At 60.1% G+C, this 16,304-nt stretch carries 16 protein-coding genes; 8 read left to right on the top strand and 8 right to left on the bottom strand.

What is annotated here, in order from left to right; all coding sequences use genetic code 11:
• Positions 1 to 202 precede the first annotated feature (202 nt).
• Positions 203 to 421 (top strand): DUF2970 domain-containing protein, encoded by a 219-nt coding sequence (locus JBO08_RS21500; RefSeq protein ID WP_065876141.1) that lies wholly within the window; start codon positions 203 to 205, stop codon positions 419 to 421.
• Here the strand turns inward: JBO08_RS21500 and JBO08_RS21505 are convergent.
• Positions 418 to 1,479: an ABC transporter substrate-binding protein gene (locus tag JBO08_RS21505; RefSeq protein ID WP_065881086.1), complete on the bottom strand. Its 1,062-nt coding sequence runs from the start codon at positions 1,477 to 1,479 to the stop codon at positions 418 to 420. The genes JBO08_RS21500 and JBO08_RS21505 overlap by 4 nt on opposite strands.
• 410 nt (positions 1,480 to 1,889) lie before the next feature.
• Between JBO08_RS21505 and JBO08_RS21510 the strand changes: the two genes are divergently transcribed.
• The 3 genes from JBO08_RS21510 (at position 1,890) to poxB (ending at position 6,003) form a co-directional block, all read left to right on the top strand.
• On the top strand, positions 1,890 to 3,548 hold the full coding sequence (locus tag JBO08_RS21510) for a nitrite/sulfite reductase (protein WP_065881088.1): 1,659 nt from the start codon (positions 1,890 to 1,892) through the stop codon (positions 3,546 to 3,548).
• A complete protein-coding gene (locus JBO08_RS21515) occupies positions 3,532 to 4,026 on the top strand; it encodes a DUF934 domain-containing protein (protein WP_048727764.1) in 495 nt (164 codons plus the stop codon). Before JBO08_RS21510 ends, JBO08_RS21515 begins: the two co-directional genes overlap by 17 nt.
• A gap of 252 nt (positions 4,027 to 4,278) precedes the next feature.
• Positions 4,279 to 6,003 (top strand): ubiquinone-dependent pyruvate dehydrogenase, encoded by a 1,725-nt coding sequence (gene poxB, locus JBO08_RS21520; RefSeq protein ID WP_065876137.1) that lies wholly within the window; start codon positions 4,279 to 4,281, stop codon positions 6,001 to 6,003.
• 128 nt (positions 6,004 to 6,131) lie between these two features.
• On the opposite strand, the gene JBO08_RS21525 is transcribed toward poxB, so the two are convergent.
• Positions 6,132 to 6,689, bottom strand: a complete 558-nt coding sequence (locus JBO08_RS21525; RefSeq protein ID WP_049708674.1) for an NADPH-dependent FMN reductase — start codon at positions 6,687 to 6,689, stop codon at positions 6,132 to 6,134.
• A 227-nt stretch (positions 6,690 to 6,916) separates the two neighbouring features.
• Here JBO08_RS21525 and JBO08_RS21530 point away from each other — a divergent pair, with 227 nt between their 5' ends.
• On the top strand, positions 6,917 to 7,153 hold the full coding sequence (locus JBO08_RS21530; protein ID WP_016979714.1) for a hypothetical protein: 237 nt from the start codon (positions 6,917 to 6,919) through the stop codon (positions 7,151 to 7,153).
• Positions 7,154 to 7,214: 61 nt separating this feature from the next.
• Here JBO08_RS21530 and JBO08_RS21535 read toward each other — a convergent pair whose 3' ends face one another.
• Positions 7,215 to 7,559 carry a hypothetical protein gene (locus tag JBO08_RS21535; protein ID WP_065876136.1) on the bottom strand — a complete coding sequence of 115 codons (345 nt, stop codon included), beginning with the start codon at positions 7,557 to 7,559 and terminating at the stop codon, positions 7,215 to 7,217.
• Positions 7,560 to 7,668: 109 nt separating this feature from the next.
• Between JBO08_RS21535 and JBO08_RS21540 the strand changes: the two genes are divergently transcribed.
• A complete protein-coding gene (locus JBO08_RS21540) occupies positions 7,669 to 8,562 on the top strand; it encodes a LysR substrate-binding domain-containing protein (protein WP_220074926.1) in 894 nt (297 codons plus the stop codon).
• Between the two features lie 2 nt (positions 8,563 to 8,564).
• Here JBO08_RS21540 and JBO08_RS21545 read toward each other — a convergent pair whose 3' ends face one another.
• From JBO08_RS21545 to JBO08_RS21565, 5 genes are all read right to left on the bottom strand, one after another.
• Complete coding sequence (locus JBO08_RS21545; protein WP_065876146.1) at positions 8,565 to 9,140, bottom strand: GNAT family N-acetyltransferase; 576 nt, start codon at positions 9,138 to 9,140, stop codon at positions 8,565 to 8,567.
• A gap of 8 nt (positions 9,141 to 9,148) precedes the next feature.
• The gene (locus JBO08_RS21550; RefSeq protein WP_065946421.1) at positions 9,149 to 11,404 is read right to left on the bottom strand and encodes an Orn/Lys/Arg decarboxylase N-terminal domain-containing protein; all 2,256 of its coding nucleotides are present in this window, start codon (positions 11,402 to 11,404) and stop codon (positions 9,149 to 9,151) included.
• 371 nt (positions 11,405 to 11,775) lie between these two features.
• The gene (gene dnaQ, locus JBO08_RS21555; protein WP_175403081.1) at positions 11,776 to 12,516 is read right to left on the bottom strand and encodes a DNA polymerase III subunit epsilon; all 741 of its coding nucleotides are present in this window, start codon (positions 12,514 to 12,516) and stop codon (positions 11,776 to 11,778) included.
• A 70-nt stretch (positions 12,517 to 12,586) separates the two neighbouring features.
• Positions 12,587 to 13,039 carry a ribonuclease HI gene (rnhA, locus tag JBO08_RS21560; protein WP_010210917.1) on the bottom strand — a complete coding sequence of 151 codons (453 nt, stop codon included), beginning with the start codon at positions 13,037 to 13,039 and terminating at the stop codon, positions 12,587 to 12,589.
• 30 nt (positions 13,040 to 13,069) lie between these two features.
• Positions 13,070 to 13,828: a class I SAM-dependent methyltransferase gene (locus tag JBO08_RS21565; RefSeq protein ID WP_065876132.1), complete on the bottom strand. Its 759-nt coding sequence runs from the start codon at positions 13,826 to 13,828 to the stop codon at positions 13,070 to 13,072.
• A gap of 65 nt (positions 13,829 to 13,893) precedes the next feature.
• On the opposite strand from JBO08_RS21565, the gene gloB reads away from it, so the two are divergent.
• Together gloB and JBO08_RS21575 are read left to right on the top strand one after the other, a co-directional pair.
• Positions 13,894 to 14,661, top strand: coding sequence for a hydroxyacylglutathione hydrolase (gloB, locus tag JBO08_RS21570; protein WP_065876131.1), 768 nt, complete (start codon positions 13,894 to 13,896; stop codon positions 14,659 to 14,661).
• Positions 14,662 to 14,759: 98 nt separating this feature from the next.
• On the top strand, positions 14,760 to 16,169 hold the full coding sequence (locus tag JBO08_RS21575) for a lytic transglycosylase domain-containing protein (protein ID WP_065876130.1): 1,410 nt from the start codon (positions 14,760 to 14,762) through the stop codon (positions 16,167 to 16,169).
• Positions 16,170 to 16,304 lie beyond the last annotated feature (135 nt).

Here is a 16,304-nt window from a genome sequence, read left to right on the forward strand (position 1 = left end):
CCGCCCCCCAGGTTCTGTAGTGAGCGGGCTTGCCCCGCGCCGGGTGGCGAAGCCGCCCCAACATAGCCACCGCGTTCTTTCAGGTAAAACGAGATGGCTGGATTGGGGCGGCTTCGCCACCCGGCGCGGGGCAAGCCCGCTCACTACAGATCTAAACATCGTCAGCTATGCTGTCCCTCACACACCTTGTGTCGAGGGATTTATGGACGATCCAGTCAACAACAAGCCCCCTACTTTCTGGCAGATGCTGCACAGCGTCATGGCGGCCGCCTTTGGCGTGCAGAGTGGCAAGAACCGCGCCCGCGACTTTACCCACGGCAAGCCCAGCCACTTTGTGGTGCTGGGCATTCTGTTCACAGCGGTGTTTGCCTTAGCGTTGTTCGGCATCGTCAAGCTGGTGCTGCTCCTGGCCGGGGTCTAGCGCAGCAGCAGTTGCAGGCTGAAGGGGTAACGGTAGGGCACCGGCTTGCCGACGGCAGACAGTGCGTGGAAATCAACTCGCGCTGTGGGCCCCAATAAGCGCTGCGCTTGGGCGGCATCAATCAGCTGGAATAACGCCTCCTGGCGGTCGCGCCCACCGTATGCACCGATATTCACGCCCTTGGCATCATCATGAATCAACACCATCGCCCACCCGCCCAGGGTGAAATGCCCGGCCACCAGCGTACTCAGTCGGCCGTCCAACCGCGCCTGCAAGATCTCCGGCGAGTTGTTGGCCGCACTGAACAACACGTGCTTGCCCGGCATTTGCCCGCGGCCCTGCAGCGCCTGCATGGCACCCAGTGCCATCTCATCGTTGGCCGACCACACCAGCGCGGTCTTCGGGTAGCGCTTGAACAGTTGCGTGGCTTGCTCGAACGCGCGCTTACGGCTCCATTCGCCATAGACCAACTGGCGCAGCCGCACCTCGGGGTGCTCGGCCAAGGCGCGATGCAGGCCCTGTTCACGCAGCTGCGCGGCCGGGGTGTTCTTGACGCCGGAGAAGGCCAACAACTCAATGCTCTCGCCTGGTGCGACAGGGCCGTGCTGGCGCAGTAGATCAATGAGCATCAGGTAACCGGCCTGCTCGTTGTCGGGAACGATGCTGCCGAGCCAATCGACGTCGTGGCCGAGCATTTGCACCTGGTCGGCAGTCAGCGCGTTATTCACCATCAGCAGCTTGACCCCACTGCCCTGGGCCATGCGCAGAATCTGCGGGGCAACGTATTGTTCATTCACCAGCACCAGGTAATCCGGCCGCTCGTTGCCTTGCAGCGCCTCGCGGGCCTGGATCAGCGTGTTTTGGGTATCGCGCTCGGAATAGCGCACGCGTAAATGCAGGCCGAGGTCCTTGGCACCGGCCTGCATGAATTGCGTGTAGCTGACCCAGAAGGTTTCCGTCGACATGCCCGGGTTAAGAAACACAACCGACGTGGCATGGGCCGTTGCCCCATACGCCGATCCCAGCCACCAGACACACGCAATCAGCACCTTCAACATGGTTATCAAACCTAGAACATTGACCGCCATGATAGTGTCAATGCGACAGTCAATCGAGGCCGTTTACTGGTGGCTCACCCAGAACACGGCAGTTCCCACCACCAGGATGATCAAAAACAGAATGGCCCAGGCATCAACGGTACTGTCGGGTTTACGGGCTTTTGTAGGATTGCTCATCGCATCGCCTCTTGTCGGTTTTATAGGTGATTGCAGTCAAACACGCTCACAGTAAAGTTGATGATTGCCCGCATGACAAATGTGGGTATCTCGATAATGGCCCTCATTAGGCGATCTGGTTATTTGCATATACTCAAACATCACTTTTGCGCATAAACGCAAACTGGTATCGTGCGCCGGCTCCGTTGGGAGTGCGCGGCCGTGCGCGCAGATTTGCCGAGAACAGGACCTATATGTACGTATACGACGAATACGATCAGCGCATCATCGAGGACCGCGTCAAGCAGTTCCGTGATCAGACCCGACGCTACTTAGCAGGTGAACTGAGCGAAGAAGAGTTCCGCCCTCTGCGCCTGCAAAATGGCCTCTATGTGCAGCGCTTTGCGCCGATGCTGCGGGTGGCCGTGCCCTATGGCCAACTGACGTCGCGCCAGACGCGCATGATGGCCAAGATTGCCCGCGACTTCGACAAAGGCTACGCCCACATCAGTACCCGCCAGAACGTCCAGTTCAACTGGCCGGCGCTGGAAGATGTGCCGGACATCCTGGCTGAATTGGCGACCGTGCAGATGCACGCGATTCAGACCAGCGGTAACTGCCTGCGTAACGTGACCACCGACCAATTCGCCGGCGTTGCAGCCGATGAACTGATCGACCCACGCCCCTGGTGCGAAATCATCCGTCAGTGGACCACTTTCCACCCTGAATTCGCCTACTTGCCGCGCAAGTTCAAGATCGCCCTCAACGGCTCGACTTCGGACCGCGCGGCCATCGAAGTGCACGATATCGGCCTGGAGCCGGTGCACAACGCGGCCGGTGAGCTGGGCTTCCGCGTACTGGTGGGTGGTGGCCTTGGCCGGACCCCGGTGGTCGGCGCGTTTATCAACGAGTTCCTGCCGTGGCAGGACCTGTTGAGCTACCTCGACGCCATCCTGCGGGTCTACAACCGCTATGGCCGTCGTGACAACAAATACAAGGCCCGGATCAAGATCCTGGTCAAGGCGCTGACCCCTGAGGTGTTTGCCCAGAAAGTCGACGCCGAGATGGAACACCTTCGCGGCGGCCAGACCACCCTGACCGAAGCCGAAGTGCACCGCGTAGCCAAACACTTCGTTGATCCCGAGTACAAGGCCCTGACGCATCAGGACGCCGAGCTCGCGGCACTCGACCAGCAGCACCCAGGTTTCGCCCGTTGGCGTACCCGCAACACCCTGGCGCACAAGAAGCCGGGTTATGTCGCGGTGACCCTGTCGCTGAAACCTACCGGCGTTGCACCGGGCGATATCACCGACAAGCAGCTGGACGCCGTCGCCGACCTGGCCGAGCGCTACAGCTTTGGCCAACTGCGCACCTCCCACGAGCAGAACATCATTCTCGCGGACGTTGAGCAGCGCCAATTGTTCACCCTGTGGGGCGAGCTGCGCGAAGGTGGTTTCGCCACGCCGAACATCGGCCTGCTGACCGACATCATCTGCTGCCCGGGTGGCGATTTCTGCTCCCTGGCCAACGCCAAGTCGATCCCGATCGCCGAATCGATCCAACGTCGTTTCGACGACCTGGACTACCTGTTCGACATCGGCGAGCTGGACCTGAACATCTCCGGTTGCATGAACGCCTGTGGTCACCACCACGTCGGCCACATCGGCATCCTGGGCGTGGACAAGAAAGGCGAAGAATTCTACCAAGTGTCCCTGGGTGGCAGCGCCAGCCGCGATGCGAGCCTGGGCAAGATCCTCGGCCCGTCTTTCGCCCAGGAAGCCATGCCCGAGGTGATCGGCAAACTGATCGATGTGTACATCGAACAGCGCACCGAAGATGAGCGTTTCATCGACACCTACCAGCGCATCGGCATTGACCTGTTCAAGGAGCGCGTCTATGCAGCGAATCATTAAGAACAACGAGGTCCTCGACGAAACCTGGCACCTGCTGCCCAAGGACGCGAGCTTCGACGGCATCTCCAATTGCGACGACCTGATCGTGCCGTTGGCGCTGTGGCGCGAACACGGCCACGCCCTCAAGGCCCGCGACGGCGGCCTGGGTGTGTGGCTGGACGCCGATGAAGAAGCCGAAGAGATCGGCGACGACGTGGAACACTTCCAAGTCATCGCCCTGAACTTCCCGGCCTTCACCGACGGTCGCAACTACTCCAACGCGCGCCTGTTGCGTGACCGTTACGGTTACAAGGGCGAGTTGCGCGCCATTGGCGACGTACTGCGCGACCAACTGTTCTACCTGCGTCGCTGCGGGTTCGATGCCTTCGCCCTGCGCGCCGACAAAGACCCGTACGAAGCGCTGGAAAGCCTCAAGGACTTCTCCGTGACGTACCAGGCAGCAACGGATGAACCGTTGCCGTTGTTTCGTCGTCGCTGAGTCTTAGCGAAAGAAGAAGCCCTGGCATGCCAGGGCTTTTTTATGGGCACTGGCGATGAGGTTCATCAACGAATCCTCGCCGCCTGCCCCACCGCTATCGCGGCCTCGCTGAAGCTCGACGGCTCCCACAGGGGATCGGCGGTGAAGTCCCTCTCTGACGCAATCTTCACATTAAAGGCGGAGCATTCGCCGTGATCGAACTGTCCCCTATTGATCAGCAGTTTTTAACCTCACTGACGATTGGAGTTCTTCATGGCGAAAATCAACCTGGCCCAGCAATTGGCGACCACCCTTGAACAGGCGGGCATCAAGCGCATCTGGGGCCTGACCGGCGACAGCCTCAACGGCCTCACCGACGCCCTGCGCAGCATGGACAGCATCGAGTGGATGCACGTGCGCCACGAAGAAGTGGCCGCGTTCGCCGCCGGTGCCGAAGCCGCGGCCACGGGTGAGCTGACGGTCTGCGCCGGCAGCTGCGGGCCGGGCAACCTGCACTTGATCAATGGCCTGTTTGACTGCCATCGCAACCATGTGCCGGTACTGGCGATTGCCGCGCAGATTCCGTCTTCGGAGATCGGCCTTAACTACTTCCAGGAAACCCATCCTCAGGAACTGTTCAAGGAGTGCAGCCACTTTATCGAGCTGGTAACCAACCCCGAGCAAATGCCCCACGTGCTGCACCGTGCCATGCGCTCGGCGATCCTCAATCGCGGCGTCGCGGTGGTAGTGATTCCGGGCGACGTTTCGCTGCTGGAAGTGGAAGACACGCTCAAACCCTGGCCCGCTCTGCACGCGCCACGCACGTTGCCGGCTGAACAGGACCTGCAACGCCTTACCGAAATCCTTGAAAGCAGCCATAAAACCACCCTGCTCTGCGGCAGCGGCTGTGCCGGCGCACATGACCAAGTGGTCGCCCTGGCCGACGCACTCGGCGCCCCCGTGGTGCATGCGCTGCGCGGCAAGGAGCACGTGGAGTGGGACAATCCGTTCGACGTGGGCATGACCGGCCTGATCGGCTTCAGCTCCGGTTACCACGCGATGCTCGACTGCGACACCTTGATCATGCTCGGCACCGACTTTCCGTACCGTCAGTTCTACCCGACTGACGCGAAGATCATCCAGGTTGACCGCAACCCGCAGGCGCTGGGCCGTCGTGCCACGCTGGACTTGGGCATCGCCGCTGACGTCAGTGAAACCATTGGCGCGTTGCTACCGCGCCTGACACGCAAGACCGATCGCAGCTTTCTCGAAACGTCCTTGAAGCATTACGAAAAGGCCCGCCAGGGGCTGGACGATCTTGCTCAACCGTCGAAAGCCAATCGGCCAATCCACCCGCAGTACGTGGCGCGCCTGCTCAGCGAGCTGGCTGATGATGATGCGATCTTCACTGCCGACGTCGGCTCGCCAACTGTCTGGGCGGCACGCTATTTGAAGATGAACGGCAAACGCCGCCTGATCGGTTCGTTCAACCACGGTTCGATGGCGAATGCCATGCCCCAGGCCATTGGTGCGCAGGCAGCCTTCCCGGGTCGCCAGGTGATTTCAATGTCCGGTGACGGCGGTTTCGCCATGCTGATGGGCGACTTCATCTCGTTGGCGCAGTTGAATCTGCCGGTCAAAGTCATCGTGTTCGATAACTCGTCCCTGGGCTTTGTCGCCATGGAAATGAAGGCGGCGGGTTACCTGGATGCCGGCACCGAACTGAAAAACCCGGACTTTGCCGCCATGTCCAACGCGATGGGCATTCTAGGCATTCGCGTGGAGCAATCCGAAGACCTCGAACCGGCGTTGCGCCGCGCCCTGGCCCATGACGGCCCGGTGTTGGTGGATGTGGTCACGGCGACGCAGGAGTTGGTGATGCCACCGACGATCAAGCTGGAACAGGCCAAGGGGTTCAGCCTGTATATGCTCAAGGCGGTGATGAGCGGGCGCGGTGATGAAGTGATTGAACTGGCGCGGACTAACTGGCTACGCTGATCAAAAGGTCGGCACAGTCCGAATGTGGGAGCTGGCTTGCCTGCGATAGCATCACCGCGATCTGACTGCTGCATCGCGCTGACGCTATCGCGGGCAAGCCCGGCTCCCACATTGGATCTTCAGCGTTCTCAGCCCTTCTGTTTTTCCACCCACTTGCCGTAGGCATCAATGAACGCCTGCAAAAACGGCTTGGTCTTCTCCGACACTTTGCCCGCCTCATCAAACACACTGCCAGCGCCACCCAAGTAGGCCTCCGGCTGCTGCATGCACCACACATCCAGGAACACCAGGGACTGGCGCAGATGATGATTGGCGCCAAAGCCACCAATGGCCCCCGGCGACACGCTGATGATCGCACCCGGCTTGCCGCTCCAGGCACTCTGCCCGTACGGCCGAGAACCCACGTCGATGGCATTCTTCAACGGAGCGGGCACGGAGCGGTTGTATTCCGGGGTCACAAACAGCACCGCGTCGGATGAGCTCACCTGTTGGCGGAAAGTGCTGTAGGCTGCGGGCGGTGCAGCGCCGTCGATGTCTTCGTTGTAGAGCGGCAAATCGCCAATTTCCACGATGTTCAACTTCAGGTTGGCAGGGGCCAGTTCGGCCAATGCCAGGGCAACCTTGCGGTTAATCGAGTCTTTTCTCAAGCTGCCAACCAGGACGGCTACCGTGTAGACCTTGCTCATTGGGGTTTCTCGACGTCTGACTAAAGGAACTTGTAGTTATAAAGTCTTCGCGGCATGTTCACCAGAAGGTTTTGCTCCTCCTCCGGACGTTTGCATCGCCCTACAACGTGTAGGAAGCGTCCAAAAAGATCAGCGAATAGTATTTTTATTCCGTAAGTAAACTACCCCGCTCCATAACGGTCTACAGAACCGCAAATCGAGTGTTTATCTCCAGAGGTTCTAAACAGATGGCAGCAGTACTAGTCGGACAGTTTCATGCCAGAGACGCAGAAGGACGCGTGTATTCGGTGCATGAGTTCCAGGAATCCAACCCGGCGCAAGGCGACCTGGCTGGCTCGGCACCTACCACCACCTACAAGCTGGCCATTGGCGACCGTGTAGAGAAACTGGAAGGCGACGAATTCAAGTTGATTCAGTCGGGCACCATTCTCGTGCGCGAATCGCAAACCACCCTCGCTTCATAAGATCTCGCCCTATCCACCTGCTCAGTCCTGGCCATTGATGGCATTGACTGGGCTGGGGTGATCACGGGCGGCGGATCTCCGTGACTTCAATGCCCTGCTCCCCCTCGACCTTTTTCAACGTCACCACTACCCGCCCACGCTCGCCTTCCACCGCAAACATCGAACGCTGGTAGCCCGCCGAGTTGTAACCGGGATGCGCGTCCACCTGCCTGACCAACTCAATGCCAAGGACTGCCCCCACCTGTTCGGCCACCTGTTCCTGGGAACGGATAAACGTTTCAAGTGCCAGGTTTTCCGGCGTGGTTTCGCTTTGGGTATTGAAGAGATAAGCAGCCACGCACCCTACGGTCACCAGAACCAGCAGTTGCTTGGCCGTTACCCCGAGGAATATCGAGGGTAGAGGCATTTGAGACCAGACCTGTTTTTGTTGTTAATGCCGGTAGCCGGCTGTGGTCATTGATGATCAGTGTAGCCATTCTATTGAATACGCGGCGCGCTGCACATAGACTCCGGCGATGCGTTTACGTCATATCGAAGTGATTCAGGCCATCTTGCAGACCGGACACCCAGGCTTGGCCGCCGAGTGGTTGCAACTCCCCGTGGGCGACGTGGACGCGGCGCTCAAGGAAGCCGAGGCGCAATTGGGCTTTATGCTGTTCGCCAGCGTCCGTGGGCGATTGCAGGCGACGCGGGAAACCCTGGAGCTGCAGGCGGAAATCGCCCATGTGTACGAGGCGCTGGAGCCGGTGCAACGCCTGGCCAGTCGCTTGAAACACCATCGCGCCCCGACCCTCCGCGCCCTGTGCACGCCGCCCCTGGCCAACCAACTGTTGCCGCACAGTATTGCGGTGCTGCGCCGACGCTTCCAGGACACACCGTGCAACCTGTCGAGCCAGCCGACACGGGAGATCGTCAGGAGCCTGCTGCTGCACGAGGCTGACGTCGGTTTAAGCCTGCATGACCCGGAACACCCACAGATCCACAGCACCGTACTGGCCCAGGGCAAGCTGCAATTGCTCGCCCCCCATGGCTGGCTCAAACCCAAGCAAAAGTACATCGCGCTGCAGGACCTGGCGGGGCAATCGATGATTGGCCTGGAGGGCCAGGACCCGCTCAGCCGCCAGCTGGACGCCAAGCTGCAAGCGTTGCGCCCGCTGCCGGTGGTGCAGACGCGCGTACAGACCTATCAAATGATGCGCAGCATGGTGGAAGCGGGAGAAGGCTTGGCGGTGGTTGACCCGTTCACCGCGTTTGGCGCGCGTGAAGCCGGGCTGGATGCGTGCCCGGTGTCGCCGCCGATCATGGTCAACCTGTATGCGCTGACCCTCAAGGATGGCGTGACTTCCCCGGCGCTGAATGCACTGCTGGAGATCGTGACGCAGAAGGCTGAAGGCCTGTTGGTGGGCTAAGCCTATTTGACTTCGCTTTTGAATAACCGATACCAGAAGATCGCCACTTCGCGGGTTTGCGGATCGATGCCGCGATAGCGCAGGTGGTCAATGCCCCCCATTACGTAGCCACAACGTTCATACAAACGGCAGGCGCCGAGGTTGTTGTTCTGGGTTTCCAGCATCATGCCGGGCAGGTTTTTCTTGCGGCTCCAGAACTGCGCCACATCCAGCAATGCCTTGGCCACCCCATGACGCCGTGCGGGCAAGACCACCGCCAGTTCATCGACATGGGCATAGCCGTTCCAATTGGTACTGACCACGATATGCCCGACCGGGCGGTCGTCCAGGTAGGCCATGAAGATCGCGCTGTCGGGCGCATCGCGAAAACTGGCGAACTCCTCCGGATCAATGCCATAGCACTTGCGGTACGGCACGATGCGCTCCACGGGCCATTGATCGACCCGCGCGCCCATCTGCGGCTGCCCATAGGCGCTGACCTCAAAGCTGAAGTCATTGCCCCACACGTAGGCATCAAAACCTTCGTCAGCGACCCGTACACTGAGCCCCGGATACTTCGGGTTCATTACAGCTTGCATAAACATTCTTAACCCTTGATGCAATCGACGGTGTAACAACGACCACTGCCGTCATCTTCGTGTTGTAACCCATGAACATCGGCGACAAAACCGGGAAAACTGCTATCGAACGTCCGGGCAAAGGCCAGGTAGTCGATGATCGAGCGCGTAGAATCGGTAAACCGCTCGCCCGGCATAATCAATGGAATGCCAGGTGGATACGGCACCAGCATTACTGCTGCGATGCGCCCTGGCAAGGCGTCAATCGATACCGCTTCGACTTCACCTCTTACCAATTGGTCGTAGGCGTCGGCCGGTTTCATCGCAATTTCCGGTAACACCGTGTACATGCGCTTGAGGTGTTTGGCGGTGGCATTGCTGCGATAACAGCTGTGCAATTGATCGCACAGGTCGCGCAAACCCAGGCCCTGATAGCGCGCCGGCCCTTGTGCAAAGACCGATGGCAAACAATTGGCCAGGCTGACATTGGCGTCGTAACTGCGCTTGAACTCCAGCAATTCGGTGAGCAGGGTACTCCATTTGCCTTTGGTAATACCCATGGAGAACAGCACGAGGAAGGAATACAACCCGGTTTTTTCCACTACCAGGCCACGCTCCCACAGGAATTTGCTGACCACCGCAGCAGGAATCCCGCAGTCGCTCAGAGCGCCGCCGGCGGTCAGGCCGGGCATCACCAGTGTCACTTTTATCGGGTCCAGCAGCACGTAGTCCTCGGCCACATCACCAAAGCCATGCCAATCGTCCTGAGGATGCAACAGCCAATCGGCGGTCACCACCCGATCGATACCCGCCACCGACGGCGGCTGCCAGATGGAAAACCACCAGTCCTCGGCGGCAATGTGTTGGCGCAGGTTGGCCAGGGCACGGCGGAAACTCAAGGCTTCGTCGAACATTTCCTGCAACAGCGAGCGCCCGGCCGGGCCTTCCATCATCGCTGAAGCCACGTCCAACGAAGCGATAATGCTGTATTGCGGCGAGGTTGAGATATGCATCATGAACGCTTCGTTGAAACGATCACGGTCCAGCTGGCGCGCACCGCCGTCCTGCACGTGGATCATCGAGGCCTGGCTGAAGGCTGCCAGCAGTTTGTGGGTGGAGTGAGTGGTGAACACCAACGGACTGTCCGGCGTGCGCGACGTACCCATGCCGTAGCGCCCGGCAAAGAACTCGTGAAACGCCGCATAGGCATACCAGGCTTCGTCAAAGTGCAGCACCTCGACGCTGTTGCCCAATTGCTGCTTGATCAGCTCGGCGTTGTAACACAGGCCGTCGTAGGTGGAATTGGTGACCACCGCAAGCTTGACCTTCGGCGCTCGGCCACGGGTCAGCGGGCTGGCGTCGATCTTGGCGCGGATCGACTCGGGGCTGAATTCGCTCAGGGGAATCGGCCCGATGATCCCCAGTTCGTTGCGCTCCGGGCACAGGTACAACGGGATCGCGCCGGTCATGATGATCGAGTGCAACACCGACTTGTGGCAGTTGCGGTCTACCAGCACCAAGTCATCGCGGCCGACCATGGAATGCCAGACGATTTTGTTGGCGGTGGACGTGCCGTTGATCACGAAGAAGGTGTGGTCGGCGCCAAAATTGCGTGCCGCGCGGGCTTCGGCTTCGGCCAGCGGGCCGGTGTGATCCAGCAGCGAGCCCAGTTCCGGCACCGAGACGGACAGGTCCGAGCGCAGGGTATTTTCCCCAAAAAACTGATGAAACGCCTGCCCCACCGGACTTTTTCGATAGGCCACGCCACCGCCATGGCCGGGGGTGTGCCAGGAATAGTTGGAGTCGGCGGTGTGTTGCACCAACGCTTTGAAGAACGGCGGCAACAGGCCATCCAGGTAAGTGCGGGCCGCGCGGGCGACTTGCCGGGCAAGGAACGGCACGGTGTCTTCGAACAGGTAGAGAATGCCGCGCAGTTGGTTGAGTTCGCTCATGGCGTCGGCCGGCGCGTTTTCCAGGGTGACTTGCTCGCCCAAGGCAAAGATCGGCAGGTTCGGCGCCCGTAACCGCGCCAGGCGGATCAGTTCGACCATGTTTTGCAGCAGGTGGGTGTTCTCGCCAGCACCTTCGGCGGCGATCAGCATGCAGGCCAAGCCATGATGGGTAGAAGCCACCAGCCGGCCTTCGGCGTAGTCCACGGCGGAAAAGATACTGAAGCCCTCTTGTTCCAACTCCCGGGCGATACCTCGGACCCGGTCACCGGCGACGGTGTCGGCCTTGATGTCGCGGTGCACGATGAGGATGGGGAACTTCAGGTCTTTGTACATGGGGGCGTGGAGTCCTGAGGGCTATGCACTCAAGGGTAGAAGCTTGGGGGCGATGACGCGAATGAAGATTTTGAAAGCAATGGAGATCAAGCGTGGGAGCTGACTTGCCTGCGATGGCGGTGTATCAGCAACAGTCAGGCCAGCTGGCCCACCGCTATCGCAGCATAGGTATCTACACATTCTAAATGTGATATTGCGTAGCAGCTGTCGAGCCTTGGCGAGGCTGCGTTTGCGGTCTGTCTGACACACCGCTGACGCAGCCTCGCCAAGGCTCGACAGCTGCTACGCCGAGGCTCTGCGCTAGATGTGTAGATACCTATGGCTATCGCAGGCAAGCCAGCTCCCACATTGGACCGTGTTCAGTCTTGGGGTTATTGCTGGGTCAGCTGGGTCCACAACGCCGGCGCACCCGCCGACTTGGCAATCGCTTCCAACCGCGCCGCGTGCTCGGCCAGGTCCTGCTCACTGGCGCGGATAATCGGGGTCGGCTTGCGATCCGCCGGCAAGCGGCGGATTTCCGAAGGGCGGTTGCCCGAACCTTCCGCCGAACCATTGCCATCGGACGCATTGCCGGCCAGGGACAGGCTGGTCTGCCCGCCGGTCATGGTCAGGTAAACGTCGGCGAGGATCTCGGAGTCGAGCAAGGCGCCGTGGAGTTCACGGCCGGAGTTATCGACGCCATAACGTTTGCACAAGGCATCGAGGCTGTTGCGTTGGCCCGGGTGACGCTCACGGGCCATCATCAGGGTGTCGAGGATCGAGCAGTGCTTGGAGATGTCGGCGCGATCCGTCTGCCCCATCAGGGCAAACTCGTTATTGATGAAGCCGACGTCGAACGCTGCGTTATGGATGATCAGCTGGGCGCCATTGATGAAATCGAAAAACTCATCGGCGACTTCGGCAAAGCGCGGCTTGCCCTTGAGGAATTCGTCAGTGATGCCGTGGACGCCGATCGCGCCTTCGTCACTGTCCCGGTCCGGTTGCAGGTAGACGTGGAAGTGACGCCCGGTGAGGCGGCGGCCCATCAGTTCGACACAGCCGATTTCAATGATCCGGTGGCCGTCAGTCACCGGCATGCCGGTGGTTTCGGTATCGAGTACAACAGATCGGATGGCCATCAGGGTTCAGCTCTCAACGGTGTGGTGTGAATCAAAGGGCGCGATGTTAACACGTGAGCCGGCATCAGCTCTGCTTGTAGCCGCGCACTTCGTCCACGCCACGGTTGGCCAGTTGGTCGGCACGTTCGTTGCCAGGGTGGCCAATGTGACCACGCACCCACTTCCAGGTGATGTCGTGGCGATTGCATTGCTCATCGAGCAGTTGCCACAGGTCAGCATTTTTAACCGGTTCCTTGGCCGCGGTCTTCCAACCACGCTTCTTCCAGTTGACCATCCACTCGTTGATGCCCTTCATCACGTACTGCGAGTCGGTCACCAGCAGCACGTTGCAGCGGCGCTTGAGTTCTTCCAGGCCACGAATGGCGCCCATCAGCTCCATGCGGTTGTTGGTGGTGTTGGGTTCACCGCCCCACAATTCCTTCTCCACGCCCTTGCACACCAGCAGTGCGCCCCAGCCGCCAGGGCCCGGGTTGCCCTTGCAGGCGCCATCGGTGAAGAGTTCTACGCTATCGGTCATCGGTTGCTCGGTCTGAATTCAAAAAAGAAGTTACGTATCGCTTTGCTCACGGCTGACCTTGGCCAGCGGCATCGGCACCAGCTTGCCGATAGGCTCGCGACGTACCTGACGCACCGGCCGCAGCCCGACCACGATCTTGCGTGCGACCAATAAATAGAAGCCGCCGCCCGACAGCTGCCAGGCACCTGCGCGGCGCTCCCAGCCAGCCAGGCGGCCTTGCCACTTGGTCGAAGCAAGCGGCGGACGATAGCACCCGAAGCGGCGTTTCTCCAGCGCGAAGCCCAGCAGGTTCAGCCAGTCCCCCACCCGTTGCGGCGAGATGCAGCGCGCCTGGCGCAGGCCGTCATGGGCAAACACATGGCGCAGGCCCCAACTGCTCCAGGGGTTGATGCCCACAATCAGCAAATGGCCACCGGGGCGCACACTGCTCGCTGCTTCGCGCAACAAACCGTGGGGTGACAGGCAGAAATCCAGGCCATGCTGCAACACCACCACGTCGGCGGCGTGCTCGCTCAACGGCCAGGCCTGTTCCTCGCACACAATCTCCACCCCCGGCAGCGGTGCGCCCAGGCGCACATTGCGTTGCACCTGGGGCGCGGTGGGTGGCGTTTCGGCTGATGGTCCGTAATGCACCAGGTAGCCACCAAAGAACCGGCCCAACTCGTCTTCGAGCATGCGCCGTTCTTCGTCCAGCAGAAATTGCCCGATGGGTCCGGACAGCCATTCACGGGCTGCGCTGATCAGGGCCAGCCACTCAGGATCGGCCTGGGCGAACGCTTTATCAGTCATTGCATTCTCCAACTCGCCTAGACGTTCTAAGATGCACCAATGTGTTCAGCTTGGCGAATCGAAGAATGATACAGATCACTGCCCTGCCCGCCTTCACCGATAACTACATCTGGTTGTTACAAGACCCCCGCACCCAGCGCTGCGCCGTGGTCGACCCCGGCGACGCCGCGCCCGTACTGGCCTGGCTCGAGCAAAACCCTGGCTGGGCCCTCAGCGACATCCTGATTACCCATCATCACCATGATCATGTCGGCGGTGTCGAACAGCTCAAAGGTGCTACCGACGCCAAGGTCTACGGCCCGGCCAACGAGATGATCCCGGCGCGGGACGTAGCGTTGAACGACAATGACCGCATCACGGTGCTCGGCTGGGACTTCGACATTTATACAGTGCCTGGCCATACGCTGGGCCATATCGCCTTTTATCACCCAGGCGTGCTGTTTTGTGGCGACACCCTGTTCGCCGCCGGTTGCGGGCGCCTGTTCGAAGGCACGCCAGAACAGATGTATACCTCTCTTGAGCGTCTGGCCGCGCTGCCTGCCGATACCTTGGTGTACTGCACCCACGAATACACACAAAGTAACCTCAAGTTTGCCCAGGCGGTGGAACCCCACAACGCCGATATCGCCGAACGCGTGGAAAACGTCCTTCAACTGCGGGCCCGCGGCGAGATCACGTTGCCTTCCAACCTGGCCCTGGAAAGGCGCACCAACCCCTTTCTGCGCACCTCTGAAACATCCGTTAAACAAAAAGCGGACGAACGGAATGGGCGCGACAACCGCTCTGGGGCCGAGGTGTTTGCTAGCTTGAGGGCCTGGAAAGATAAGTTCTAACAGGAAGCAATCTGATACGTAATTTCTGAATGGTTGACCGGAACCAAAGCGCTTTCTAGAATCGCCCGACATTTTTGCCCGGAACTTACTTCCAGCCAATGTCGTCATCTATTCGTAAATCCAACCATTCAGACGCATTGACCCGCCTGGCTCAAGCTGTGGCGGTGGCTGTGTCCGCCACGCTGGCGGGCTGCCAATCAAACAATTTCACCGCACAATCCACCGTGCAACCCAAGCCAAACCTTACCGCCAAGATCAAACAGAAACCCGTCATCTGGCTTTCAGAGAAGCCTGCTCCCGAAGTCCCACAAGACGTCTGGGAACGCATGCGACGCGGCTTTCAATTGCAGGACGGCGTAGGCGTCAACCCGCGCATCGAGCAACAGCGCCTGTGGTTCGCCAGCAACCCCTCCTTCCTGGAAAACGCCGGCGAACGCGGCAGCCTCTACATTCATTACATCGTCGAACGCCTTGAAGAACGCAACATGCCCCTGGAGCTGGCGCTGCTGCCAGTGATTGAAAGTGCCTATAACCCAATGGCCTACTCGCGCAGCGATGCGGTCGGCCTGTGGCAGTTCATTCCCTCCACCGGGCGCTACTTCAACCTGCGCCAGACCCGCGCCTACGACGGCCGCCGCGATATCACTGCTTCCACCACCGCCGCCCTGGACTACCTGACCCGCCTTCACGACATGTTCAACGGTGACTGGTTGCTGGCCCTGGCTGCCTATAACGCCGGCGAAGGTACGGTGAGCCGGGCGATCGAGCGCAACGAGAAGCTCGGCCTGCCGACCGACTACTGGAACTTGCCGCTGCCCCAGGAAACCAAGGACTACGTGCCCAAGTTCCTGGCGCTGTCCCAGGTAGTGTTGGCGCCGGAAGCCTACGGCGTCAACCTGAACCCGATTGCCAACACACCGTACTTCGAAGTGGTTGAAGTCAAACAAAGCATGGACCTGTCACGGGTTGCCGCGCTGGCCGAGATCGACGAAGACGAATTGTTCCAGCTCAACCCGGCCCTGAAACAGCGCACCACCCTGGACGGCCCGCAGCATCTGCTGGTGCCAAGTTCCAAGGCGCAACTGCTCACCAGCACCCTTTCGACGATGAAGCCGGAAGAATTACTGGCGATGCGTCCGAAAAAGCAGGTGTTCGACGAAGTTGAGACCGCACGGGTTGCCGGGCGTACCCGCAGCTACAAGGTGCGTACGGGTGACAATCTGACGCTGATTGCCAAGGCCAACAAGGTCGACGTGCATGACCTGCAACGTTGGAACCAGCTCAACGGCCAGGCCCTCAAGGTCGGCCAGACCCTGGTGATGCAGGACACCCGCCGCGCGGTAGCCAGTAGCAAGAAGCCGGTGCAATACAAGGTCAAGAAAGGCGACTCGCTGTATATCGTCGCCAAGCGCTTCAACGTCGAGATGCAACATCTCAAGCGTTGGAACCCACGCACTGGCCAGGCGCTCAAGCCGGGGCAGATGCTGGTGGTTTCCGGACCAAGATAAGCCGCATGAGAGCTGGCTTGTGTGGGAGCTGGCTTGCCTGCGATGCAGACACCGCGGTGTATCAATGACACCCAGGTGATGTTATCGCAGGCGAGCCAGCTCCCACATTTGATCTTCACACCATTCAATACCGCG

Origin of the sequence: Pseudomonas sp. LAP_36, from assembly GCF_019456785.1 — a bacterium.
GTDB classification, from domain to species: domain Bacteria; phylum Pseudomonadota; class Gammaproteobacteria; order Pseudomonadales; family Pseudomonadaceae; genus Aquipseudomonas; species Aquipseudomonas tritici.